This window comes from Streptomyces sp. NBC_01006, assembly GCF_045162725.1.
Lineage (GTDB): Bacteria > Actinomycetota > Actinomycetes > Streptomycetales > Streptomycetaceae > Streptomyces.
Genome location: NZ_CP108700.1, coordinates 7,388,331 through 7,413,332 on the forward strand (window position 1 = coordinate 7,388,331; position 25,002 = coordinate 7,413,332).

The 25,002-nt window shown below is 69.6% G+C and carries 22 protein-coding genes and 1 pseudogene; 13 read left to right on the forward strand and 10 right to left on the reverse strand.

From position 1 onward, the window contains the following. The first annotated feature begins 428 nt into the window (after positions 1-428). Positions 429-1,604 (forward strand): site-2 protease family protein, encoded by a 1,176-nt coding sequence (locus OG509_RS33655; protein WP_406186360.1) that lies wholly within the window; start codon positions 429-431, stop codon positions 1,602-1,604. A gap of 112 nt (positions 1,605-1,716) precedes the next feature. Here OG509_RS33655 and OG509_RS33660 read toward each other — a convergent pair whose 3' ends face one another. Beyond that, complete coding sequence (locus tag OG509_RS33660) at positions 1,717-2,625, reverse strand: universal stress protein (RefSeq protein ID WP_406186361.1); 909 nt, start codon at positions 2,623-2,625, stop codon at positions 1,717-1,719. A 229-nt stretch (positions 2,626-2,854) separates the two neighbouring features. Continuing rightward, complete coding sequence (locus OG509_RS33665) at positions 2,855-3,937, reverse strand: YbhN family protein (RefSeq protein ID WP_406186362.1); 1,083 nt, start codon at positions 3,935-3,937, stop codon at positions 2,855-2,857. A gap of 407 nt (positions 3,938-4,344) precedes the next feature. Between OG509_RS33665 and OG509_RS33670 the strand changes: the two genes are divergently transcribed. Next, entirely contained in the window at positions 4,345-4,752 is a 408-nt protein-coding gene (locus OG509_RS33670; protein ID WP_406186363.1) for an STAS domain-containing protein, read from the forward strand. Between the two features lie 369 nt (positions 4,753-5,121). On the opposite strand, the pseudogene OG509_RS33675 reads toward OG509_RS33670, so the two are convergent. Further along, positions 5,122-5,501: pseudogene (locus tag OG509_RS33675) on the reverse strand (CBS domain-containing protein); the annotation flags it as partial. Between the two features lie 70 nt (positions 5,502-5,571). After that, positions 5,572-6,036, reverse strand: coding sequence for a cyclic nucleotide-binding domain-containing protein (locus OG509_RS33680; protein WP_266616605.1), 465 nt, complete (start codon positions 6,034-6,036; stop codon positions 5,572-5,574). Between the two features lie 406 nt (positions 6,037-6,442). Between OG509_RS33680 and OG509_RS33685 the strand changes: the two genes are divergently transcribed. Next, positions 6,443-7,081: a hypothetical protein gene (locus OG509_RS33685; protein WP_406186364.1), complete on the forward strand. Its 639-nt coding sequence runs from the start codon at positions 6,443-6,445 to the stop codon at positions 7,079-7,081. 15 nt (positions 7,082-7,096) lie between these two features. On the opposite strand, the gene OG509_RS33690 is transcribed toward OG509_RS33685, so the two are convergent. Continuing rightward, positions 7,097-8,152 (reverse strand): NAD(P) transhydrogenase subunit alpha, encoded by a 1,056-nt coding sequence (locus tag OG509_RS33690; protein WP_406186365.1) that lies wholly within the window; start codon positions 8,150-8,152, stop codon positions 7,097-7,099. Between the two features lie 102 nt (positions 8,153-8,254). On the opposite strand from OG509_RS33690, the gene OG509_RS33695 reads away from it, so the two are divergent. The 10 genes from OG509_RS33695 (at position 8,255) to OG509_RS33740 (ending at position 20,688) form a co-directional block, all read left to right on the forward strand. Continuing rightward, positions 8,255-11,902 carry a hydantoinase B/oxoprolinase family protein gene (locus OG509_RS33695; protein ID WP_406186366.1) on the forward strand — a complete coding sequence of 1,216 codons (3,648 nt, stop codon included), beginning with the start codon at positions 8,255-8,257 and terminating at the stop codon, positions 11,900-11,902. A 401-nt stretch (positions 11,903-12,303) separates the two neighbouring features. Then, entirely contained in the window at positions 12,304-12,840 is a 537-nt protein-coding gene (locus OG509_RS33700) for a hydrogenase maturation protease (protein ID WP_406186367.1), read from the forward strand. 42 nt (positions 12,841-12,882) lie between these two features. Then, a complete protein-coding gene (locus OG509_RS33705) occupies positions 12,883-14,052 on the forward strand; it encodes a 4Fe-4S dicluster domain-containing protein (protein WP_406186368.1) in 1,170 nt (389 codons plus the stop codon). Further along, positions 14,049-14,534: a cyclic nucleotide-binding domain-containing protein gene (locus tag OG509_RS33710; protein ID WP_406186369.1), complete on the forward strand. Its 486-nt coding sequence runs from the start codon at positions 14,049-14,051 to the stop codon at positions 14,532-14,534. Before OG509_RS33705 ends, OG509_RS33710 begins: the two co-directional genes overlap by 4 nt. After that, positions 14,531-15,337 (forward strand): FAD/NAD(P)-binding protein, encoded by an 807-nt coding sequence (locus OG509_RS33715; RefSeq protein ID WP_406186370.1) that lies wholly within the window; start codon positions 14,531-14,533, stop codon positions 15,335-15,337. Before OG509_RS33710 ends, OG509_RS33715 begins: the two co-directional genes overlap by 4 nt. 1 nt (position 15,338) lies before the next feature. Further along, on the forward strand, positions 15,339-16,157 hold the full coding sequence (locus OG509_RS33720) for an oxidoreductase (protein ID WP_406186371.1): 819 nt from the start codon (positions 15,339-15,341) through the stop codon (positions 16,155-16,157). Further along, positions 16,154-17,518 carry a Ni/Fe hydrogenase subunit alpha gene (locus OG509_RS33725; RefSeq protein WP_406186372.1) on the forward strand — a complete coding sequence of 455 codons (1,365 nt, stop codon included), beginning with the start codon at positions 16,154-16,156 and terminating at the stop codon, positions 17,516-17,518. Before OG509_RS33720 ends, OG509_RS33725 begins: the two co-directional genes overlap by 4 nt. Before the next feature lie 222 nt (positions 17,519-17,740). Further along, positions 17,741-18,610 (forward strand): universal stress protein, encoded by an 870-nt coding sequence (locus tag OG509_RS33730; RefSeq protein WP_406186373.1) that lies wholly within the window; start codon positions 17,741-17,743, stop codon positions 18,608-18,610. Between the two features lie 103 nt (positions 18,611-18,713). After that, a complete protein-coding gene (locus OG509_RS33735) occupies positions 18,714-20,189 on the forward strand; it encodes an AAA family ATPase (RefSeq protein ID WP_406187761.1) in 1,476 nt (491 codons plus the stop codon). Positions 20,190-20,496: 307 nt separating this feature from the next. After that, positions 20,497-20,688 (forward strand): hypothetical protein, encoded by a 192-nt coding sequence (locus tag OG509_RS33740; protein ID WP_400931140.1) that lies wholly within the window; start codon positions 20,497-20,499, stop codon positions 20,686-20,688. A 289-nt stretch (positions 20,689-20,977) separates the two neighbouring features. On the opposite strand, the gene OG509_RS33745 is transcribed toward OG509_RS33740, so the two are convergent. The 5 genes from OG509_RS33745 to OG509_RS33765 form a co-directional block, all read right to left on the reverse strand. Next, on the reverse strand, positions 20,978-21,634 hold the full coding sequence (locus OG509_RS33745) for a CBS domain-containing protein (RefSeq protein WP_406186374.1): 657 nt from the start codon (positions 21,632-21,634) through the stop codon (positions 20,978-20,980). A gap of 9 nt (positions 21,635-21,643) precedes the next feature. Next, positions 21,644-22,270, reverse strand: coding sequence for a CBS domain-containing protein (locus tag OG509_RS33750; RefSeq protein WP_406186375.1), 627 nt, complete (start codon positions 22,268-22,270; stop codon positions 21,644-21,646). A gap of 12 nt (positions 22,271-22,282) precedes the next feature. Beyond that, entirely contained in the window at positions 22,283-22,888 is a 606-nt protein-coding gene (locus tag OG509_RS33755) for a CBS domain-containing protein (protein WP_406186376.1), read from the reverse strand. 249 nt (positions 22,889-23,137) lie between these two features. Then, positions 23,138-23,797 carry a CBS domain-containing protein gene (locus OG509_RS33760; RefSeq protein ID WP_406186377.1) on the reverse strand — a complete coding sequence of 220 codons (660 nt, stop codon included), beginning with the start codon at positions 23,795-23,797 and terminating at the stop codon, positions 23,138-23,140. Between the two features lie 54 nt (positions 23,798-23,851). Further along, positions 23,852-24,721 (reverse strand): universal stress protein, encoded by an 870-nt coding sequence (locus OG509_RS33765; RefSeq protein ID WP_406186378.1) that lies wholly within the window; start codon positions 24,719-24,721, stop codon positions 23,852-23,854. Positions 24,722-25,002 lie beyond the last annotated feature (281 nt).

Genomic DNA, 25,002 nt, shown 5'->3' on the forward strand with positions numbered 1-25,002 from the left:
CGCCTCACCACGGGATCGGTCCGTGGAGACCATCCGGGTCCGCGAACTGGTCGGCTGATCCGCACCGCGCGCCGTTGCCAGCCGGTGACTGCGGCCGAGACCACCGGGCCAGTCTTCCGTGCAGTTCTCACAGCCAGTTGCCGAGTCCGCGCCTAGGACCAATGGGGACAGGAGCGGGACCAGTCGGCCCCTGTGAGGAGACTGGCCGGTGTCTAGCCTGGTGAGTGGGCTGCGAGGCGCATGGGACTCGGCTTCGCCGGTGTCAACGGCGACGAGGCCTTGCCGGATCACCGGCTTGTGATGGCCCCCGGTACGCAATCCGGGCGAGGGATCTCACCTCGCAGGTCCCGTGGTGTGCCGGGACGTGGCACGGCCCGTCGACTGGCGGGGTCGAGAACGATCTGCGGGGGCGCGACGCTGGACGAACCGTGAAGCCGACATTCGTACTGGGCCGGATCGCGGGAGTCCGGGTCGGTGTGCACTGGAGCATCCTGGTCATCTTCATGCTCATCGCACTCGGGCTGGCCGAGGGACGGTTGCCGGATGCTTACCCGGGGCGCTCCTGGTGGGTGTACTGGCTGGTGGGGCTGTTGGCCGCCGCGCTCTTCTTCGCGTCTCTGCTCGCCCACGAACTGGCCCACGCCGTGGTGGCCCGGCGCAACAAGGTGGCAGTGGACGACATCGTGCTGTGGCTTCTGGGCGGCGTGGCCAGGCTCAGGTCGGAGGCATCCACGCCGGCAGCCGAACTGCGGATCGCCGGCGTCGGACCCCTCGTGAGCCTGGCTCTGGGGGTGGGCTTCGCGCTGGCCGGGTGGCTGGTCGGCACTGCTTCTGGGGCCGGGCTGGCGAGCGAGGCGCTGATGTGGCTCGCGGTGATCAATCTCTTGTTGGCTTTGTCCAACTCTGTGCCGGCCGCTCCACTGGACGGAGGCCGACTGCTGCGCGCCTTCCTCTGGTGGAGGACGGGAGACCGGGCACGGGCCACGGCCGGTGCGGCAGCGGCGGGGCGCGGGTTCGGCTGGTTCCTCCTCCTGTTTGGCCTGCTGCTGTTCGCGCGCGGTGACGTGGTCGGCGGGCTGTGGCTCGTCATGATCGCCTGGTTCCTGATCGCCGCCGCGACCGCGGAGGGGCAGCAGGCACAGTTGCGGGCGGTGCTGGCGGGTGTAGCGGTGCGGCATGCCATGACGCCCTCCCCGGTCACGGTTCCCGCCGGGTCGACCATTGCGGCGCTCCTGGCAGATCCCCGCTACCGCTACCACCACTCGGCTTTCCCGGTCATCGGTGATGACGGACGCTCCCCGGTGGGGCTGTTGACGCTTTCCGCGGCAGGGCGGGTGGCCGAGAGACAACGCGAGGTGACGAGGGTTGGGGACGTGATGGTCCCGCGGTCGGACGTCACCGTGGTCGGCCCGGACGACCAGTTGGCTGAACTGCTGCCGCAGATGCTGGCGGGGGGCGGGCAGCGTGCCCTCGTCGTCGACGAGAGCGGCAGCCTGGTCGGCATCGTCGCGTCCTCGGACATCAGCCGCACCGTGTCCTGGCTGATGACGGCCCCGGCCAAGGGGCGCCCACACAGCGGCGGCGGCCCCAGAGATATGCCCTGAGCAGCAGCGGGTTCCACGCGGAGCGGCGAGTGGCTTCCCGGATCCGCTTCGCCGGGACCGCATGGCCCTGCGGCGGCGCAGGAGGGTGTGCCGTAATGGGTCATCCCTTGGGTCACGGTGCTTCCTGAGCCGGTGCGCCGTGGTGCTGTGGGACGACTGCGACGGGGCAGAGGGCATGATGCAGGGCTCGGTGGGCGACCCTCCCCAGTTCCATGCCGATCGGGCTGCCTGGCCGCCGTGCGCCGACGATCAAGAGGTCTGCTGCGGCGGACCGCTCCGTGAGCACCTTGCGTGCGTTGCCTTCGAGTGTGGTGCGGCGGAGCCGTACCTGTGGATGTTCCCGGGCCGCGGTTTCCACGGCTTTGTCGAGGAGCGTTTTCGCCCGCTCCTCGTGGTCGCGGGTGGCGTCGCCGGGCAGGACCATGTGGTCGACCGGTTCGTGTGGTGAGCGTCGCCAGGTGCAGACGACATCGAGTTCCGCGTCCCGTGCGGCGGCCTCGCGGAAGGCGAACCGTACGGCTGGAGAGTCGACGTCGTAGGGGCCTATGCCGAGCAGTACGCGCCCGTGGCGTGCTTCCAGGGCGTGCCGGTCCCCGCGCACGACGACGACTGGGCCGGAGGACCTGGCGGCCACGACCAGGGCCACGGATCCGAGCAGAAGGTCGGCGAGTTCCCCACGTCCGCGCGAGCCGACGACGACGGCGTCTGCCGTGCGTCCCTCGCGCAGCAGAGCACTCGCCGCGTCCTCGGCCGTGATGTCCGTCGTGACCTGCAGGTCGGGTGTGCGTCGCCGGACGCGCTCGGCGCAGACCCCCACGATGTTCTCGGCGAGGATCTGTCCGGAGGGACGGTCCAGGCTCCAGGCTGGTACGGCTCCCTCGTACCGCTCCCAGAACGAGGCGTACACGATGCGCAGGGGGAGCGCGAGTCGTACTGCCTCGTCCGCGGCCCAGTCCGTCGCGGTGAGACTGGAATCGGAACCGTCGACGCCTACGACAAGGGGAGCCAGGGTCTTCATCATCCCCACCGCCTCTCGAGACTCAGATCGACTCACTGGCACGTTCACACCGGACCGGGACGGCCGCCCGGTCCCCGGCCTCAACTCGTATGGGAGGCCACGGCCGCGTGGCAGCCCTTAGCAGGACCCGGCGGCCGTCTCGCAGACCACGTCGCGGTTGACGACGGCAGGTGACGCACCTGTTCTTCCATTCTCGCCCTGCAGCGGTGAGGCGCTGCCCGGGCAAGGCTTCTCACGCCTTCGGCCGTCTTCGTAGAGTGACCGCCCCATGACGCGAGGCGATGGTGAGGACGAGCCAGCTCACCCAGCCGATGGGCTGCAGCACCCAGTAACTCGCGATCCGGTACAGGAGTGTGAGCGCGATGGCCTGATCCGCGGGGAGTCCGTAGAGGACCAGGAGCGCGGCGAGGCTGGTTTCGATGACTCCGAGGCTGCCGGGTGTGAGCCGCAGGGCCCCTGTCATCTGAGTGAGGGTGTAGGCGATCAGTGTGCCCGGCCAGGGCGGCGCGACCCCCAGTCCCCATGCGCAGGCGACGAGGCAGGCCACATCCAGAATCCAGTTCGAGACGGCCAGGGCGAACGGCGCCAGCCATGGGCGCACGCCGGGCCTACTTACTCGAACGTGTCGGACGAGGCGGGACAGCCCTTCCTCGATGTCCCACATGCGGGGGGTGCGGACTCCGATCCTTCGCCACAGACGCCATGCGCGGCGCCGCAAGGAAGGAAACCGTGACAGGGCAACCACCGCGGTGGCGGCGAGCACGAGGGCCACCGTCAGCCAGAGCACGGCGGAGCGCAGACCGGCGCCGGGCCCCGATCCGCTGCCGGTAAGGACACCGACCACCAGCAAGAAGAACAGGGCGAGAGCGGACAGCAAGCCGGAGACCGCGAGGACGGACCCTGCGAGCACCAGCGGTACGTGTCGGCGCCGCAACTGCCCGAACAGCCATGCAGCGGCGAATGCCGCACCACCGGGGAGTGCTCCAGCCACTGCGTTGGCTGCGGCGACCATGGCACCCATCAGGGGGAATCCCAGACGGGCGCCACCCAGCTTCAGCAGCCACCATTGCATCGCCGCCATACACGTCAGGGACAGCACCTCAAGCAGGGCGCCCAGTACCAGCCACGCCGGCGGCACCGCCCCCATCAGGCGGAGGGCCGAGGCGATGTCGTGGCGCCGGTTCACAGCGGCGACCGCGGCAGCCGTCACGAATACGGCCGACAGCAGCCACCACAACGGGTGACGGGCCGACGCGGGCAGCGGCCGGGGAACCGGTTGCCCGGTACCGTCCGATTCGCCAGTTCCATGCGCCATACAGGCCACGTTACGGACGGGCTTGCCGTCGGCGCGGCATACAGTCCGCCGCGCACCAGCCCGGCTGTGCGGATCAGGGCGATTGCGGTGATGATCTCCGGCAGCGGACGCAGCGCCGCAGGGTCAGTGCCCCCTCAAGGCACGACCGGTTCCGCCCCGGGCGGTCGTCGAATCCCCAAACACTCGGGCGCCGATGGTCCTGGCACTCTGTACCCGGCGCGTCTCTCCACTGCCGCAGCCCCGGCCTGCCCCTCACTCTCGCTGCACTCGACGCCGCCAGTGATCGGCGCGGTGAGCCAGGCCACCCATCACGCGCACAGGGCTTCAGCGAGCCTCGCGTCCGTTCGGGGGACACGGGGCCAGGATGGGGGCCGCAGGCGCGGGGCCGCCGGTGGAAGGAGAGTGCATTGATCACCATTGACGTTCAGCACCGTGGCAGTTCGGCCATGGTCGGCATCAGCGGGAAACTGGACGAGAGTACGGGCGCGCTGCTCCAGCGGGCCTTGGACGACGTCACCGTTTGCGAGCGGGATCTGATGGTGGATCTGCACGGCCTGCTGTCCATGGACGCCGACGGACTGCTGCACCTCTTGGAGCTGCACCGGCGCGCCGAGCGCCTGGGGCTGCGAGTGCTTGTGGTCGGGTGGCAGCCCCAGCCGCAGCAGATGATGGCCCAGGTTGCCGGGATTCCTGGTCCGGGATCGGCCACCGGGGAGCGATACGCACTGGCAGGCTTCCGCCGACTGATCGAGCAACGGGCGCAACGTGCACGAGACATCGCCGACTTCGGTGCCGGATGGCTGCCCCGCGTTTAGGCTTCGGCAGCTGAGCCGCACAGGTCAAACGGTGCGACACGAAGCAGTCAGCCGGTTGGCCAGCTCCACCCTGCCCGGGTACCGCCAGAAGAACCAGTCGAGGACGTACCGCCGTACTCGCCGCGCTGGTCGGCTCGGCCGGAGGCAGCAACGCCTGCGGCTCCGTGAGAAGTCCGACGACGTCTCACGGAGGGCGTGATCGCCCATCCGGTGGGCCAATCTCCCTGTGTACAGCTCTGAAAGGCCCTTTCCCTCCAATGCGAGGCAACCCGTGTGAGGAGGAGCTCTTGACGATCGCTGCCCAGCCACCGGATCAGGTGGCTGAGCCCGACCGGGGCCGGACCAGAGCCGCTCATGGGGCGCCGGAGTGAGTAGGTCACTACGGCTGACAAGGCCCTGCAGCAGGCCGATGGCATTGACCACCGGCAGCCGCTTCACGCCCTTCCTGGCCATGATGCGGGCGGCTTCGGCAATCGTGGCGTCCAGGTGCACGGTGACGGTCGGGCTGGACATGAGCTCCTCGGCGAGCACCGCTCCCGCCCCTTGGGGGCCTCCGCCAGTTGCTCCGGAGATCTCGGGTTGTCCCGCCGAAACTCCGCCTTGGGTAGAAGATCGGCCTCGGAGACGACGCCCACGACGTCTCCTTCGCCCTCCAGCACCGGCAGGGCGCTGACCTTCCACTGATCCATCAGCTCGACCATGTCCTTGTACGAGGCCTTGCGGCCCACGGCGATGGCCGTATGCGTCATCACGTCGCTGATGGCCTAACGGGTTGCATGCATGACCGGCTCCTTGGATCCCGCTCTCGGTCCGAGCGGCTCACAGCGTGCTGCCACTTCCGTGGGGGGCGTACAGGTCGAGCAGGCGAATCCGTGCGGAGAGAAGCCGGTGGGCGAGTACCTGACCCACCCAGTGGCCGATCGCGGACCCGAACGCCGGGTCTGCGTCCATCATCATCCGCACGGCCGCGGCGTCGAACTCGTGGGTACGTACAGGTGTCATCGCCTCGGCGCCGAAGTGCCATGTGTAAGGGCGGAACAGCCAGGACCAGCCGACCAGCTCACCGGGACCGAGGCTCTCGATCACCGCAGGTTTCGTGCCGGGCACCTTGACGTCGAGAGTGACGGTGCCGGTCCGCACGATCCAGAACCGATCTGCAGGGCCTCCTTCGCTGAAGATCCGTGTTCCCTCCACGAAGTTCACTTCGTGGGCCACGCTCATCAGCCGTGTACGGTGCTCCGCCGAGAGGGCGGCAGTGATTCGGATGGGAGAAGGGGTGCTCATGGCGGCCTCCGTTCGAGTCCGTTTCCAGTCTTGCTCAGAGGTCCCTCGCAGGGCATGGGCCGACCGGCCCCACAGGTGGCCCAATCAGACCCGCACGAAGTGCAGCCTTCTCCGAATGCGGCGCGCAAGGGCTCGCAGAGACCCGGCAGGTCCAGGTGGAAGCGGCCGGGAACGGATACCGTCCGCCGGTACGCGCACGCAGGGGAATGGATGGCAACGGGAGCTGTGGTCACCTGGCGCTGGCCGAGCGGCCCTGGTGAGGGTGTCGTGAGGCGTGGCGTGCCGACGTCCGGCAGGCTGTTCTCTGCCATGCTTGCGCGGTTGCGAGAGCTGCCGCGGCTGCGGTTCTCGGGATGCCGCGGCCGACGCGGCCGACTCCGGCCGGCCGCAGGAGCAGGAGCTCGACATGAGTGAAAGAGCGCTGGAGCAGACGGAGCAGGCTGTCCGCCGTGTGGCGCACGTGCTTCGGCTGGCTCACGCCGCCGTAGGCCAGGCGACAGACTTGCTGGCGACGCCCGAGGCCGGGCTGGAGCAGGGGATGATCACCCTGAGCGGAACGCTGGGCGAGCTCCGGCAGGAGACGGACGAGCTGGTCGCGGCAGATACTTCCATCGGAACGATCGAGGAGGCAGACCTCCGGTCCCTGGTGACGGACATGTACGTCGGCCAGGACGCGGGGCGCATCGATCTGCTGATCCGTCAGGTCGGTGACATCGCATGGGCGCGCCGGTCGAGGCAGCCTCTTCCCGACGAAGTGAGGTTCCGCGTACGTGACATGGGTGATGACTGTCTTGCATTGGTCGGACGGGCGGCTGATGTCGTTGAGCTGTCCGCGCCTCGTGCGGTCATGGACAGGCAGGTGGAGGACATCGACCGTCGCCAGCAGGAGCTCTGTCGCGTCCTGCTGTCCAGCAGGGACTCGCTCACCACCCGTGACGCCGTCGACGCGGCGGTCCTCGGCCGCTGCTACCAGGAGTGCGCCCAGAGAGCCGTTGCCGTGGCCCGTCACATCGCCCTGCTACAGGAGACCGCACCAGGGCGGTGAGCAGGCCGTTCGGCGTCAGGGCAGGCCGGCCACAGCGGTTTGCTCCACGATCAATTGCCATACGCCCTTGTGCAGGACCATGTTGCCGTGGGTGACCAGCATCGCCGCCTGGACGGGGTCGGCCGGGTCGATCAGCAGTTCACCGTCACATACGAGGTGCCCGAGTAGTGCCGTGACGTTGTGCGAGTATGCCGCGGAAGCCGCTTGGGGGATGCGCTCCGGGAGGCGGCCGGCGCCGATCAGGGTGACGCCGGGGCCCACGGTCGTCGTGGACTCGGGCAGGACGCCTTCGACGTTTCCGCCGTCCGGTCCGACGGCGGTATCGATGATCACGGAGCCTGGCCGCATGCCCGCCATGGCCCGTGCCGTCACCAGCACCGGTGGCCGCAGGCCCCGGCGTGGGCGGACCATGGTGATGACGATGTCCGCACCTGCCACCAGGCCGGAAAATCTTGGACCGTACGGCGGAACAGAACCGTCGACGGCTACGGTCGCCCCCAGGCGGCGGAGAGTGTCCGCAGCCTGCCGCGCGGCAGCATCGGAGCCGAGGACCAAAGCCCGTACCTCCCGGGGAGCGGCGGGAACAACCGTGCCCGACAGGGGATGCCCGAACCGGTCGGCTGCCAGCAGGGCCGCCTTGTAGCCGGCGAGCCGGTCCTGGGAGGCGACGGCGTCCATGGGCCGGGCCAGTACCGAGGTGTCGGGAGCCAGGTCCAGCCCGATGGCGGTCACGCCCTCGTCCGCCCACCTCCGCACGTCGAACGGAATGCGCAGGGGATCCAGGAGCGCGATCAGAACCTGGCCGTGGCGAAACCGGTGTCCCGCCGGGAAGGCGGGCGGTCGTACGCCCACGAGGATGTCCGCGCGATGGAGCAGTTCGTCGCGCGTCGCGACCTGCGCACCCGACTGCCGGTAAAGGAGGTCGGGCAGCCAGGAGGCTGTTCCGGCCCCCGATTCCACCAGTACTTCCAGCCCGAGCGCCTGCACCGCGCCCACGGCGTCCGGCACGAGGGCAACGCGTCGCTCCCCGGGCGCGGTCTCCCCGCACACGCCGACGATCATGGGAGCCATCACTGCTGCACCACCCTCCGAACGCGTTCCCCGTTCAGTATGGATCTCGCTCAGGGCGAGTCGCATGGTCACTGAGCGTGCCGCACGGGTAATGCTGGGTACATGGTCCCCAGTGCCGGTCTCGGATGGCAGTTCTGGGTCGACCGAGGAGGCACGTTCACCGACATCGTGGCCCGCTCCCCGGACGGCGAACTGCTGACCCGCAAGATCCTTTCGGATAATCCGGCCCGCTATCGCGACGCGGCCGTCGCGGGAATCCGCGCGCTGCTCGGCCTTTCCGAGCAGGAAGGGATTCCCGGCGGCGCGATCGATGCGGTGCGGATGGGCACCACGGTGGCGACCAATGCCCTGCTGGAGCGTGCTGGTGAGCCGACCGCGCTGGTGATCACCCGCGGCTTCCGGGACGCCCTGCGCATCGGCTACCAGAACCGCCCCCGGATCTTCGACCGGGAGATTGTCCTCCCCGAAGCCCTGTACGACCGGGTGATCGAGGTCTCCGAACGCGTCACCGCCGACGGCACGGTGCTTACTCCGCCCGATCTGGAGGCCCTTGCCCCCGAGTTGAGGCGGGCGCACGCCGACGGATTCCGCGCCGTGGCGGTCGCCTGCATGCACAGCAGCCTCCACCCCGCACACGAGCAGGCGATCGGCGCCCTGGCCGAGCGGATCGGCTTTCCTCAGATCTCGTTGTCCAGCGAGGTCAGTCCGCTGATGAAGCTGGTTCCGCGCGCGGACACCGCTGTGGTCGACGCCTACCTCTCTCCCGTCCTGCGCCGCTACGTACAGCAGGTGGCCGATGAGCTGCGCGGCGTTCGGCTGATGTTCATGCAGTCCAACGGCGGTCTGGCCGAGGCGGGACACTTCCGGGGCAAGGACGCGATCCTGTCCGGTCCGGCCGGCGGCATCGTCGGTATGGCGCGCATGTCGCAGCTGGCGGGCTTCGAGAAGGTCATCGGTTTCGACATGGGCGGCACTTCCACCGACGTGTCCCATTTCGCCGGCGGGTACGAGAGGGTGTCCACCTCCCACGTGGCGGGAGTCCGGATCCAGGCGCCGATGCTGGACATCCACACCGTCGCGGCCGGCGGCGGGTCCGTCCTGCACTTCGACGGCATCCGCTACCGGGTGGGACCAGACTCGGCCGGAGCGGCCCCCGGCCCCGCCTGCTACCGCGCGGGAGGCCCGCTGACCCTCACCGACGCCAATGTGATGCTCGGCCGCGTTCAGCCGGCCCACTTCCCGCACGTCTTCGGGCCCGAAGGCGACCAACCCCTGGACCACGAGGTCGTACGGCGGCTCTTCACCGAACTCGCCGCGAAGATCCAGGCGCACACCGGCGACCGGCGCTCGCCGGAGCAAGTGGCCGAAGGCTATCTGCAGGTGGCGGTGGCCAACATGGCGACCGCCGTCAAACGGATCTCCGTGCAGCGGGGCCACGACGTCACCGAGTACGCGCTGACCTCCTTCGGCGGTGCCGGCGGCCAGCACGCGTGCGCCGTCGCCGACTCCCTCGGCATCCGCACCGTCCTCGTACCGCCCATGGCCGGAGTACTCTCCGCGCTCGGCATCGGACTCGCCGACACCACTACCCTGCGCGAGCAGTCGGTGGAACTTCCCCTCGAAGAGCCGAGCATGGAACGGATCCTCGCTGTGGCGCGCGAACTGGAAGCCGCCGCCCGCGCCGTGCTCCACGACGAGGACGTCCCCGCCGACCGAATCCAGGTGTCGCGGCAAGCACGGTTGCGGTACGACGGCACCGACACGACCGTCACGGTGGCACTGGCCGACCCCACTGCTATGACAGCGGAATTCGAGCAGAACCACCGGGCGACGTACTCGTTCCTCCTGGACCGCCCCGTCATCGTCGACGCCCTCTCGGTGGAGGCGACGGGACTGACCCGGCAGCCCGATCTAGGCCGCCTCACCCCGACCGGAACGGCTGACGACGGCGCGCAGGAAGCGGACACCGTACCGCTCCATACTGGCGGAACCTGGTGCGATGTCCCTCTGCGGCGACGGGAGTGTCTGGGACCGGGCGCCGTCGTGGCCGGACCGGCCGTCATCGCCGAGGCCGACGCCACCACCGTTGTCGACCCCGGCTGGCAGGCAACCGCGACCACCACAGGGCATCTGCGTCTCGAACGCGTGGTCGGACTTGCCCAGACCGGGGTCGAGACCAGGGCGGACCCCGTCATGCTGGAGATCTTCAACAGCCTCTTCGTGTCGATCGCCGAGCAGATGGGCGGCCGTCTGGAGGCAACGGCTCAGTCAGTCAACATCAAGGAACGACTGGACTTCTCCTGCGCGCTCTTCGACCCGGATGGCAATCTCGTTGCCAACGCCCCGCACATCCCGGTGCACCTGGGCTCGATGGGCACCGCCGTCAGCGAAGTGATCCGCCGCCGCCGCGGTGCGATGCGGCCCGGCGACGCCTACGCGGTCAACGACCCGTACCACGGCGGCACTCACCTGCCCGACATCACCGTGGTCACTCCGGTCTTCGACGAGCGGGGCGAGAGGGTCGGGGCCCCTGGCGCGGAGATCCTCTTCTTCGTCGCCTCACGTGGTCACCACGCGGAGATCGGCGGCCTGACACCGGGATCCATGCCGTCGAACAGCCACGAGATCGACGAGGAAGGAGTCCTCTTCGACAACTGGCTGCTCGTCGAGAACGGCAGGCTCCGGGAGGGCGAGACGCTGCGACTGCTGACGGAGGCGCCCTACCCGTCGCGAGACCCGGCAACCAACCTCGCCGACCTACGAGCCCAGATCGCCGCCAACCGCAAGGGCGTCGAGGAGGTCGGCAAGATGATCGACCACTTCGGCCTCGACGTGGTGCGCGCCTATATGCGACACGTCCAGGACCACGCCGAGGAGGCCGTCCGCCGCGCGCTCGTCTCCCTCGCCGACGGTGCGTACCGCTACGAGATGGATTCCGGCGCGGTCATCTGCGTACGCATCACCGTGAATCGCGAGCAGCGGTCGGCAACCATCGACTTCACCAGTACATCGCCACAGCTGGAGACGAACTTCAACGCGCCGACAGCCGTGGTGAACGCGGCAGTCCTGTACGTCTTCAGGACGCTGCTGGCCGAGGACATCCCTCTCAACGACGGCTGCCTCAGGCCACTGCGCATCATCGTCCCGGCCGGATCGATGCTCGCGCCGGTCTACCCCGCGGCCATCGTCGCAGGGAACGTCGAGACCTCGCAGGCGATCACCGGGGCCCTGTACGCCGCGCTGGGTGCCCAGGCAGAGGGCAGCGGCACGATGAACAACCTCACCTTCGGCAACGAACGCCACCAGTACTACGAAACCATCGCCTCCGGCTCCGGCGCAGGACCGGGATTTGACGGGGCATCCGCGGTGCAAACCCACATGACCAACTCCAGGCTCACCGACCCCGAGGTTCTCGAGTGGCGCCTTCCGGTGCTGCTGGAGGAGTTCTCCGTACGCAGCGGCAGCGGCGGCCAGGGCCGATGGCGGGGAGGTGACGGCACCGTACGCAAGATCCGCTTCCGCGAACCGATGACGGTCAGTACCCTCTCCGGCCACCGCAGAGTCCCGCCTTACGGCATGGCCGGCGGAGCCCCCGGCGCGCTGGGCGTCAACCACGTGGAGCGGGCCGACGGAACCTCCGTCCCGATGGCAGGCTGCGACTCCGTCGAGGTCCGGACCGGCGATGTGCTCGTGGTGGAGACCCCAGGAGGAGGCGGGTACGGCGAGCCGGGCCGAGAGGGAGAGCGATGATCTGGAGGTCAGGGGCGCGGGCGGGCCCTCATGCGGCGATGAGTCGATCGGTCACCTCCGCTACCCCGTCGATCTTGCGGCTATCGGCAAGGATCCTGCCCACGTCGGTTCCGCCCACAGAACCGGTGAGCGTACTGCCCCGCGTGTGCCGAGACCTGGAGTCCGTAACGGCCGAGGGAACCCCCCCAACGGGGATGGATGACAAACCCGGGATGCAAGCATCTGACCACCGACGCAACGGATCACCGATGGCCGTAACGGGCGCGGGCACCTTGGTGGGCGGCCGGGCCCCGTCCCTCACTCGGTGCGGTGCCGTGCGCCGTTTGCCCCGTGGCACAGGACGTCATCCCGCGAGTGGGGCAGGCTGTGCCGGGAGACGCCCGAAGAGGAAGCGGGTACGTATGAAGCCGCTCGCCGGTACGGCGGTCATCGGGATCGGAAACGAGTTCAGGCGCGATGACGGGGTGGGGTGGGCAACCATCGCTTTGCTGCGCGCGCGGAAAGCGCAGCGACCTCTCCCGTCCGGCACTGAGCTCGCACAGTGCGACGGAGACCCCGGCCGGCTGATCAGCCTCTGGGAAGGCAAGGCCCTCACCTTCGTCGTCGACGCCTGTTTCCCACCCGCGGCGCAGCCCGGGCGGACACACCGGTGGTGGGTGGCCCCGGGAGAGATGCCGCACCCGGCTGCCGCAGGCAGGCAGAGCACCCACGGGCTGGGGCTCGCCGAGGCCTTGTACCTCGCCGACAGTCTCGGGCGCGGCCCCGGCCGTCTCATCGTGTACGCGGTCGAGGGCGCGGACCGCTCCCTGGGCACTGGGCTCACGCCGGCGGTGGCGGCCGCCCTGCCGCTTCTGGCCCGGCGTATCGAGGCGGATGTCCGCCGACACGGCGAGCGGACTCGCCGGACCGGGTTCGAACCCCGGAGCCCGCTGGTCTGACATGCTGCCGGATCTAGGCACGTGGAGACCGAGAGGTGGACCATGACCGACGCTTCGGATGCCGGAGCCGTCCTCGACCACCAGGCGGAGGCGGTTCTCGACCGCGACGGTCTGGCCGCGCTCGTGCGTGTCCTGAAGCGGCGCGGCCGCACGGTGATCGGCCCGACCGTGCGCGACGGTGCGATCGTCCTCGACGAGCTGGACTCTGCCGATGCGCTTCCCTACGGGTGGGGGGTCGAGCTGGAGGCGGGGCGGTACCGGCTCCGCCGCCGCGAGGACGGGGCGGCCTTCGCGCACAGCGCGGGGCCCCAGTCGTGGAAGTCGTTCCTGCATCCGCAGCGTGTCCGCCAGTGGTCCGCGGACCGGGGCCCCGACGGTGCGCCGGTCGTCCGGGAGGAGAAGCAGGAGAGCGTTTCGTACGCGTTCCTCGGCGTGCGGCCCTGCGATCTGCGTGCCATTCAGATCCTGGACCGGGTGATGAGCGGAGGCCGGTACCGGGATCCCACCTACCTCTCCCGGCGGACGGGCGCCTTCCTGATCGCGGCCGAGTGCACCGAGCCGGGTGCCACCTGCTTCTGCGTCTCGATGGGGAGCGGGCCGGCCGCGGACGCCGGATACGACCTCGCCCTCACCGAGGTCGTGGACGATGCGGGCCACCGCTTCCTGTGCCGGAGCGGGAGCGAGGAGGGAGCCGCGGTCCTCGCGGAACTACCGCGCCGGAGCCCAGATGGCTCCACCCGAGCGGCTGCGATCCAGGCGGTGAGCGCCGCCGCCGAACGCATGGGCCGCTCCATGCCGCCCGTGGACCTGCGCACGCTGATGCGGGACAACCTGGAGGCGGAGCGCTGGGACGACGTCACCGCCCGGTGCCTGAGCTGCGGCAACTGCACCATGGTCTGCCCCACCTGCTTCTGCACCACCACGGAGGACGTCACCGACCTGACCGGCGATCACGCCGAGCGCTGGCGCCTCTGGGACTCCTGCTACGACCTGGACTTCTCGCTCCTCCACGGCGGCCCGGTCCGGTCCACCCCGCGCAGCCGATACCGCCAGTGGCTCACCCACAAGCTGGGTACCTGGCACGACCAGTTCGACAGCTCCGGCTGTGTCGGATGCGGCCGGTGCATCGTGTGGTGTCCCACGGGTATCGACCTCACCGAGGAGGCCCACGCCTTGCACCAGGAAGCCACGCAGCGGGAGAGCACGCCGTGACCTCGCAACCGGGCGGGCCTCCCGGCGAGGAGGTGTTCGCCGCTCTGACGGCGGAGCACCGCGGGAAGCTGATGGCCATCGCCCGTGAAGTCGCCCTTCCAGGCGGCACGCGGATCTTCGAGGAGGGGGAGAAGGCCGACCGTTTCTGGGTCATCCGCTCGGGCACGGTCGCGCTCGATGTCCACATGCCCGGTCGGGGTCGCGTGGTCGTCGAGACCATCGGTGCGGGCAGTCTGCTCGGCTGGTCATGGCTGTGCCCACCCCGGCAGTGGCACCTCGCGGCCGAGACACGGGAGCCCGTCCGCGCCTGGGAATTCGATGCCGCCGCGGTCCAAGACCTGTGCGCCGAGGACACGGCGCTGGGCCTGTCGCTGGTCACCGTCGTCGCCGAGACCATCGGCGACCGGCTGCGAGCGACCCGCACCCGGTTGCTCGACCTCTACGGACCGCCGGGACCGCAGGGGAGCGGGCCGGTGCCATGACGCTCACGCCCCTCTCCTACCGTGTGGTGGACCGCCGCGACGAGACGCACGACACGGTCACGCTCGTACTGGAGCCTGCCGGGGATGCCTTGAAGCCCTTCGTGCCCGGCCAGTTCGCGATGCTCTATGCGTTCGGTGTCGGCGAGATTCCGGTGTCGGTGTCCCGGCTCGGGGACGGGCACCGGCTGACGCACACGGTGCGCGCCGTGGGGGCCGTCTCCCGCGCATTGTGCGGCCTGCGGACCGGAGGGTGGGTCGGCGTGCGCGGCCCCTTCGGTACCGCCTGGGACCCGGCCGCTGCTCACGGCAACGACCTGCTCGTCATCGCCGGCGGCATCGGGCTCGCCCCGCTCCGTCCCCTCGTCGACGCCGTTCTGGCCGAGCCCCAGGCGTTCGGGCGGCTGAACGTCCTCGCGGGTGCCCGGACCCCCGCCGATCTGCTCTACACAGACGAGTTCCCCGCCTGGGAGAAGCCGTTCGGCGCCGTCACGGTCGACCGGCCGTCCGGCGGCTGGACCGGCCGGGTCGGAGTCGTCACCACGCTGCTCCGCGAGGCCCGGTTCGCACCGTCGGACACGGTCGCCTTCGTCTGCGGTCCCGAGGTGATGATGCGCGCGACCGCACGGGCACTGATCCACCAAGGGGTACGTCCCGACCGCATCCAGGTCTCCCTCGAACGCAACATGCACTGTGCCACCGGGCACTGCGGACACTGCCAGCTGGGGCCCCTGCTCCTCTGCCGCGACGGCCCGGTCGTCGGCTACGACCAGGCCGAGCCCCTGCTCACCGTCCGGGAACTATGAGATGAGCGCCCCCACCCCACCCCAGCCTCCTGCCCGCCCCCGCCTCGGCGTGTTCAAGTTCGCCTCCTGCGACGGCTGCCAGCTCACCCTCCTCGACTGCGAGGACGAACTGCTCGGCATCGCCGCCGAACTGGAGATCGCCCACTTCCTGGAGGCGTCCAGCGAAGCCGCGCCCGGCCCGTACGACCTCGTCCTCGTCGAAGGGTCGGTCAGCACACCCGAGCACGTGGAGCGCATCCGGCGCATCCGCGCCGAAGCCCGCCACCTCGTCACCATCGGCGCCTGCGCCACGGCCGGCGGCGTGCAGGCGCTGCGCAACTACGCAGATGTCGACGGGTACCTGGCGACCGTCTACGCCCGCCCCGACTACATCGAGACCCTCGCGACCTCCACGCCGATCTCCGCCCACGTACCCGTCGACTTCGAACTGCGCGGCTGTCCCATCGACCGCGGTCAGCTCCTCGAGGTCATCACCGCGTTCCTCGCCGGACGCAAGCCCGCCATCCCGAACCACAGCGTCTGCTTCGCCTGCAAACGGCGCGGCAACGTCTGCGTCACCGTCGCCCACGGCACACCCTGCCTCGGCCCCGTCACCCACGCGGGCTGCGGAGCCCTGTGCCCGACCTACGGGCGCGGCTGCTACGGCTGCTTCGGGCCGGCCGGAACCACGAACCTTCCCGCGCTTGTCCCGCTCATGCAGCGTGACGGGATGAGCGAGGAAGACATCGGCAGGTTCCTGCACACCTTCAACGTGACCGCCTTCACCGCCGTGGAGGAGCAAGGACAGCCCGGCAGGACCGACGCGGAAGGCCTCGGATGAGCGATCCCACGCCCGGGTCCCGGGAGCTCCGCATCCCCTCACTCGCCCGTGTCGAGGGCGAGACCGCGCTGCACCTGAGGATCCACCACGGCACCGTCATCGAGGCGCGGCTCAAGATCTACGAGCCACCGCGGTTCTTCGAAGCCTTCCTCCGGGGCAGGGCGCACACAGAGCCACCCGACCTCACCTCCCGCATCTGCGGGATCTGTCCCGTCGCCTACCAGATGAGTGCTTGCCGTGCCATCGAGGACGCGTGCGGCGTCGTCGTCGACGGACAATTGGCCGCCCTGCGCCGCCTGCTGTACTGCGGTGAGTGGATCGAGAGCCAGACCTTGCACATCCACATGCTGCACGCACCGGACTTCCTCGGCGAAGACGACGTGATCGGTCTGTCCCGCTCGCATCTGGAGCACGTCAAGCGCGGACTGCGTTTGAAGCAGGCCGGCAACGCCGTGGTCGAACTGCTCGGGGGGCGGGCCATCCACCCCGTCAACGTCCGGCTCGGAGGCTTCCACCGCGCCCCGACCCGCGCCGAACTCCGCCCCCTGGAAGAACGGCTGCGCATCGCCCTCGACGACGCCTGGGACACGGTGCGCTGGGTCGCCGGCTTCGAATTCCCCGACGCCGAGTGCGACGCCGACCTGCTCGCCCTCGCCGAGGAGGGCACTTACGCCATCGAGTCCGGCGTGCCCACCGTGATCCCGTACGACGGGACGCCCCCGCCCTACAGCTTCCCCCTGCGTGACTTCACCGACCACGTGGCCGAGGAGCAGGTGTCCCACTCCACGGCCCTCCACTCCCGGCTGGACGGCCGGAGGCATCTCACCGGCTCCCTCGCCCGCTGGGCGGTCAGCGGTCACCTGCTGTCCCCGCTGGCCCTGCAAGCGGCACGGGAGGCCGGGCTGGGCGACCCGCCGTCGCGCGCAGGCGCCGGGCGGGGAGAGGTCTGCAGGAACCCGTACCGAAGCATCCTCGTCCGTGCGGTGGAAGTCCTGTACGCGGTGGAAGAGGCTCTCCGGATCATCGCGGAGTACGAGCGTCCCGCCCGCCCGTACGCAGAGGTGCCGGCCCGGGCCGGCAGCGGGCACGGCGCTACGGAGGCGCCACGCGGCCTGCTGTACCACCGCTATGCGCTCGACGGCGGAGGTCGTGTCACCGACGCATGCATCGTTCCGCCGACCGCACAGAACCAGGGCGCCATCGAGGAGGACCTGCGCCGGCTGGTCCAAGCCGGGCTCGATCGGGGCGAGGGCTCCGAGGCCGAGCTCACCCGACTGTGCGAGCGGGCCGTCCGCAACCACGACCCGTGCATCTCGTGTTCGGCCCACTTCCTGGAACTGGACATCGAGCGCACCCATTGACCACGCCCTGGAAGGGCGGCCTCTTGCGCGCTGCGGAGAGGCTTCGGGCGCTCCTCGGATGGCATGTGGCCGTAGCTCGGCGCGTTGGCACAGGTGCTTCATCGAGTACCGCTTACGGTCGCTGCACGGCTACCGGCGGGAGCGCGGGGACGACAGGGTTCCGGGCCGGTCGGACGGACACCTCACCGCCATTCCAGTCATCTACCAGACGGAGCAGTCGGCATGGAGCCAGTCGTCACCGTGGGCCTCGACGGCTCACCCGAGAGCCTCGCCGCCGCCCGTTGGGCCGCTGACGAAGCCGACCGCCGCAAACTCACGCTGCGCCTGCTGCACGCGTGGCCCCTCCTGGCTCCGGAACCCGCCCACGTCACTGCCGAGATGGATCAGAACTACTGGGCGAAGCGGATCGTGCACCACGCGAAGGCGGAACTGCAGGCACGCCACCCGGGCCTGGTCATCGTCGGAAACCTGGTCGCCGAGGACGCCCAGGAGGCGCTGCTGAAGGCGGCGGCGGAGTCCGAGATGACCGTGCTCGGTTCGCGCGGACTGGAGTCCGTCGAGAGCTATTTCCTGGGCGACATCAGCATGCCCGTCGTCGCACGGGCCGAGCGGCCGGTGGTCCTGGTACGTGCCGGGACAGAGGGTCCGTCGTCCGCTCCGGGTGCCTCGGGCGGAGTGGTGGTGGCACTGAAACTGCGCGGTCCGTGCGACGACCTGCTTGCGTTCTCCTTCGCCGCCGCCGCGGCGCGCGGCGTGCCCCTTCGGGCCGTCCATGGCCGGAGCGTTCCCCTGCACGCTCATGCTCCCTGGGGCACGGACCACGACGTGACCGAGAAGATCACGCAGGACGCGCAGAAGCTCCTGAGCGACGCCCTCCGCCCCTGGCGCGAGAAGTTTCCGAGTGTGGAGGTGGCCGACAGCATCGGTCTTGAAAGCCCCACCAAGGCCGTGGTGCGTGCCGCCGAGGGCGCAGGGCTTCTGGTCGTCGGCCGACGCATGCATCGTCCCGCCCTGGCACCCCCATTGGGTGCCGTGGCCACGGCCGCGATCCATCACGCGCGCTGCCCCGTCGCCGTCATTCCCCATGACTGAGCCGAGCCACCGCGAGGAGCCGTCGGTGCCGGGGCACCGGACCGACGCGTCCGTACTCCGGACCGGCACCGGCGTCGGTGTTCCACCACTTCCGCGGGCAGAGGTGTGCGAGACGCACACGGCCGTGCTGTTCTTCGTTGGTGACCGTGCCTACAAGCTGAAGAAGCCGGTCGACCTGGGGTTCCTCGACTACACGACCACGGCGGCCCGGCGGATCGTCTGCGAACGCGAAATCGCCCTCAACCGTCGCTTCGCCCCTGACGTGTACCTGGGCCTGGGTGAGTTCCACGGACCGGACGCGGACACGCCCGAGCCTCTCGTGGTGATGCGCCGCATGCCGGCGGAACGCCGCCTGTCCCTGCTCGTGAGTCAAGGCGCCGACGTAGACGACGCCCTGCGGACCGTCGCACGCCTCCTCGCCTCCCGTCACGCGGACGCGCCCCGCGGCCCGGACATCGACGAACAGGGCCGGCGGGACGCGCTGTCCGCACGCTGGGAAGCGAGCTTCACACAGGTCAGGAAACTGACCGAAGACGGCCGGCTGCTCGACGGGGTGGAGGAGATCGAGCGTCTGGTGCGTCGCTATCTCACCGGCCGTGAGAAGCTGTTCGACACGCGCATCGAGCAGGGGCGGGTGGTCGACGGCCACGGCGACCTGCTCGCCCAGGACATCTTCTGCCTCGACGACGGACCCCGCGTCCTGGACTGCCTGGAGTTCGACGACCGCCTTCGCTACGTCGACGGCCTCGACGACGCGGCCTTCCTCGCCATGGACCTCGAGCAGACGGGTGCCCCGGAGGCCGCGGCGTTCTTCCTCGCCCAGTACGGCGAGTACTCCGGCGACCCCGCACCGCCGTCCCTTTGGCACCACTACGTCGCCTACCGCGCGTTCGTCCGGGCCAAGGTCTCCCTCATCCAGGCAGCTCAAGGCGCTCGCGGCGCGCAAACGGCCGCGCGGCGACTGGTCACCACGACGCTGCGCCACCTGCGCACCTCCGCTGTCGGCCTGACCCTCGTCGGCGGCCTCCCGGGCAGTGGGAAGTCCACGCTCTCCGGCGCACTCGCCGATCGACTGGGCGTCACGCTGCTCAGCAGCGACCGCCTGCGCAAGGAGCTGGCAGGCATGCCGGCGGAGGAATCCGCTGCCGCCGACTACGGCGAAGGGCTGTACACGCCCGAATGGACTGCGAGGACGTACGCGGCCCTGCTCGACCGGGCGTCCACCCTGCTGTCCCTGGGCGAGTCAGTCGTCCTCGACGCCACCTGGTCCGATGCCGCACAGCGTGAAGCCGCCCTCCGCATGGCCGAACGGACGAGCGCCGACCTGGTGGCCCTGCACTGCCAGGCTCCGGGAGAGGTGTCAGCCGCGCGCTTGACCACCCGCGCCCCCGGAGCATCCGACGCCACCCCTGAGGTGGCCAAGGCCATGGCAGCCGCGGAGCCGCCGTGGGAGGAGGCCGTCCCCATCGACACCGGCGGCCATTTGGAGGCCGCAGTCATCCAGGCGATGGCGGCCGTACGCCCGTACGGCTCCGGCCAGGCCCCGGTCTTCCGCCGCCCCTACATGGAGCCGGACTGAGCAGCGTGGCGAGCCGGTGGTCCCAACACGAAGCCAGGACGGCTGATCACGACGACCGGGTGAATCAGGGTCTCTCCGGCATGACGCACGCGCAGGGGGAGGTAGTGCGGCCTCTATTGCCGGTGCCGGCCCGGCCGGAGAGAAGAAGTGCGAAGCGGACGGCCGCGGTGATTGATTCGCCCTGCGGCAGATCTGTCTCGCCCGGCAAGAGCAGGTGCCGAATGCCTCCGGTGGACCCGTCCCTTGCCATGGCGCACAGTGGCACGTGACGCCGTACACCCGCTGTCTTGATCACGGAGGCTTCGTCATGACCCAGAGCACCCCTTCCGAACAGGACCGTTTGTCCCTCGTCGAAGCACAGGTGCAGACGCTTGCCCAGGCAGTGCGGGCACTGGCCGAAGGGTTGGAGGCCAACCCCTCACAGGAGGCAGAGGGATCGGCCCACGCGGCGCGCGGCGCACGGCTCGCTCATGAGCTTCTCCTGGCCCAGGGCCTGTAGTGCCACTGGGAGGACCGCATGGTGGAAGGCGACGAGGGGGTAGGAGACGTCCACTTCCTCCTCATCGGCACAGCCGCTCAAGGAGCCGCCCAGTGGGCGGCTCCGTGGCTTTCCGCAGATCAGTAGAGGCTGGCGACGATTCGATCGTTCACGATGGCTTCCCAAGCATGGGGGATGACCGGGATCCACTTGACGGGCCACGTTCACCGTGAGGAGGGGATGGTTCGACCGCGCCGACGTGCTGACCGGCCGCGGGGACCGGAAGCACTCGACATGGTCGCCGGCTCGCTCACGCTGAGGTCGTGTCGTCGATGGCGTATCCGAGATGCTGGGTGACGGAGACCACGCCGTCCACGGTCCGGCAGAGTCGTTCGATGAGTGGGATGAGGCTCTTGTAGTCGACGCTTCCGTGGAGTTCGACCCGGCCGTCGATGACGGCGACGGTGATGGCAGTGGGGCTCTGACGCAGGCTGAGGTCGAGTACGTCGCCCATGATCTCGTGACGGATGTCCTCGTCGTCCCGGAGGAAGATCCGCAGCAGGTCCCGTCGGCTGACGATGCCGATCAGTACGTCCGAGTCGTCCACGACCAGGAGCCGCTTGACTCCTTGGGCTTCCATCAGCCTGGCGGCTTCGGCGACGGTCCAGTCCGGCCGGGCGCACACGGGGGGCGAGGACATCAGCTCCTCGGCGCGCGTACCCGCGGCCTTCTCCTCCTGCCACGCCTCCCGTTCGGGAAGCGACCGGAAGTAGTCTCCTTGGCCTGCCGACTTCGGCAGCAGGTCCCGCTCCGAGATCACGCCGAGCGGACAGCCGGCAGGGTCGACGACCGGGACGGCCGACACCTTGTGTTCCGTCAGGGTGCGGGCGATCTCCTTGAACGGAGCGTTGTTGGGGACGGTGACGACCTCGCGGGTCATCAGCTCGCGGACTTCCCGATGCTTCATGTTCTTCTCCTACCGCTCGGTTGGCGTTCGAGCGCCGACCGACACGTCGTCCTGCTCATAGTCGAGCCGGTTGACCACGTCGACGACGCCGTCGACGCTCTGGCACAGGCGCAGCACGATGGGGACCAGACTGCGTCGGCTTACGGTGCCGCTGAGGGTCACCAGCCCGTCGGCGACCTCGACGGTCAACGACGACGGGCTGAGCCCGAGGGTGTGGGTCAGCACGTCTTCGAGGATTTCCTCCTGGATCGCGTGGTCCCTGCGCAGGAAGAGCTGAAGCAGGTCGCTGCGGCTCAGGATGCCGATCAGTCGGCCGGCGGCGTCCACCACGGGCAGCCTCTTGACCTGCCGCCCCCGCATGACTCGCGCCGCGCGGACGACGCTCCATTCGGTCTGTGCGGTGACGGCGGGGCTGGTCATGAGATCGGCGGCCGTGTTCGTGCCGCTGCCGGAGCTGCGCTTGCGCAGCAGGTCGGCCTCGGAGACGACGCCCACGGGGCGTTCGGCCTCGTCCACCACGGGCACGGCGGAGATGTCGAACTCTTTGAGCAGCCTGGCGATTTCCTTGAACGGCGTGCCCCGTTGGACGCTGACGGCTGTCGGGGTCATCAGGTCGGCGACGCTGCGGTGCCCCATCGTCGGCCTCCTTCACGTGCGGACTTCGGCGTCGAGGCGCACGGCCGTGACGTCCACGATGCCCGGTACGGTGCGTGCGACACGCACCAGCACGTCCTTCAGGGCCGGGTCGGGGATGGAGCCGTCCAGGTGCACGATGCCGTCGGCCACATGCACCTGGACCATGGCCGATCCGGCGGGGATGAGCTCTGCCATGATCAGTTCGCGGAGCTCCTCGGCGATGTCGGCGTCGGGGCGTAGATAGATCTTGAGGAGGTCGCCCCGGCTGACCACGCCGACGAGGCGGCCGTCGTCGTCGACGACGGGGAGCCGCTTGAGGTGGCCGCGGGCCATCAGGCGGGCGGCCCCGGGGATGGTGGCGTCCTTGGTCACGGTGACCGCCGGTACGGTCATCAGCTGCCCGGCGGTGACTGCGCGGGACTCGTCCGCGCCCTGGGCCTTGAGCAGCAGATCCGCTTCGGACACCACGCCGGCGACCCGTCCTTCCTCCGACAGGACGGGCAGAGCGCTGATCCGCCACTGCCGCATGGCCTCCACGACGTCCTTGAACGGTGTTCTGCGGTCGACGGAGACGACGGCATGAGTCATCACGTCCTCGACGGTGCGAAGGTGCTTCATGATGCCTCCATAGCGGCGTCTTGATACATCCGATCGTGGACACCTGTGCCCGCCTGGCGGTAGGGCCGTCAGGGGATCACTTCGGGCTGATCGGCCCTGTTCTCCAGGTGACGGGCGTACTTCATGAACGGATGAAGTTGACGGCAAGGGTCCCTGGGAGGATGCGGAGAAGCGGCTGGCGGCCGTGCACCGCACGATCGGGATCCGCGCGAAGCAGGCGGAACTCTTTCCGCCCTGTGTCGCGGGGGGTCAATGCGTGGCATGGCGAGGGTCGGCAACCGGAGACAGGTCGTCGACCGCGTAGCCGAGGGCCTGGTCCACGCTGACGACCCCGTCGACCGACTGGCACGGTCGTTCGACAACCGGAATGGCCGACCGCTGTTCGACCTGGCCGCTCAGGGAGACGACCCCTTCGTTTACGGTCACGGCAACGCCTCCCGGGGTCATCCTGAGGGTCCGGCCCAATACGTCGTCAACGATTTCATCGCGGATGGCGTCATCGCGGCGGAGCATGGGGCGCAGCAGGTCGGTGCGGCTGACGATGCCCACCAGGGTTCCCGTTTCGTCGACCACTGGGAGACGCTTGACACCTCGCTCGTGCAGGAAGCGGGCCGTCTCGACGATGCCCCACTCCGGCCGGGCGGTCAGGACGGGAGTGGACATCAGATCGCTAGCGGTCCGGGCGTCCATGGAGGCACGGTCCATCGGCGCCGTGGTGTGCAGGGGGTCGCGCCCTTCGGTATCGGGCAGCCCGGCCTGCCTGCGCAGCAGATCAGCTTCCGAGACGATGCCGATCGGGTGGCGACGGGTGTCCACGACCGGCAGGGCGGAGACCCCGTTGTCGTCGAGACTCCGGGCGACCGTTTTGAGTGAGGCTTCGGGGCTCGCCGTGGCCACGTTCCGGGTCATGACGTCTGCGACAGTGCGATGAGACATGGTCCGATCTCCTTGTGAATGGGGCCATCAGTCGTGAGCGATGACCGCGACGGGCGCAGCGGCGTGGTGCAGGACCGCATGGGCCACGGACCCCAGATGCACACCCAGGGGCGAGCGGCGCAGGCGGCGACCCACAACGACCAGGTCCGCCCTCGCCGCGGCCTGAACGAGCTGCTCGCCGGCGGGCCCCATGAACGCCTCGTGGGTGACGCAAACGGACGGGAACTTGTGCCGCCACGGCATCAGCATGTCGTCGAGCATCACGGTGACACTCCGGCCGACCTCCCGCTCGTTCTCCGGGTCGAAGAAGGGCGCGTACTGGTACATGGAGGGCATCTTCCAGCCGTGGACCGCACGTAGGGCGCAGCCGCGACGGTCGGCTTCCTCGAAGGCGAAGGTCAAAACCTTGTCCGCTGCCTCATGGATGTCGATACCCAGGACGATCTCCCCGTACCGGCTGGGCTCGGCCTCCTCGGGCGCGTCCGACACGCGTACGAGCACCACAGGCGTCTCGGTGGCCACCAGTGTCGACAAGCTCACCGAGCCGATGAGGAATCCGACCAGGCCTCCCACCCCGCGGGAGCCGAGTACGAGCAGCCCGGCGTTCACCGCCTCCGCGGCGAGGGCTGCCGCTGGCCTGCCTGAGAGACATCTCGTCGAGGCCTCCAGCCCGGGATGCCGGCGTCGCACGTCTTCCAATGCGTCGGTGAGCGCCTCGTCGGCCCAACGGTCGGCTTCTTCGCTGCCCAGCCCCGGTACCGCGGGACTGATCAGCCAGTCGACAGCGTGGACGAGCCTCAGCGGCACTTCCCGCAAAGCCGCCTCCCGGGCGCCCCAACGGGCCGCAGCCCGGCTCTCGGGAGAGCCGTCGACACCGACCGTCACATGGTGCTTCATGGCGAGACCTCCTTGGGCGCCGCGGGACGGCGGCCCTCTTCCAGCGTCACCTGCGGCGCGGTGACCGAGGAGGGGCCGAGTGGCCCCATGTGGGACCGATCAGCCCCCCGCTACTCCCCGGAGGTGCGGTCCGCGCAGCCATCCAGGGTGTTCACCGCCGGACAGTCGGTCTCGGGCAGGGCGAGACCGGTGCGCTCGTCCAGCGCCTCGATGAAATTTGAGGGAGTCGAGCTGTCGGCAAACCGCCGTGCGCCGGCGCGCCCATACTCGGGAGGGTTAGT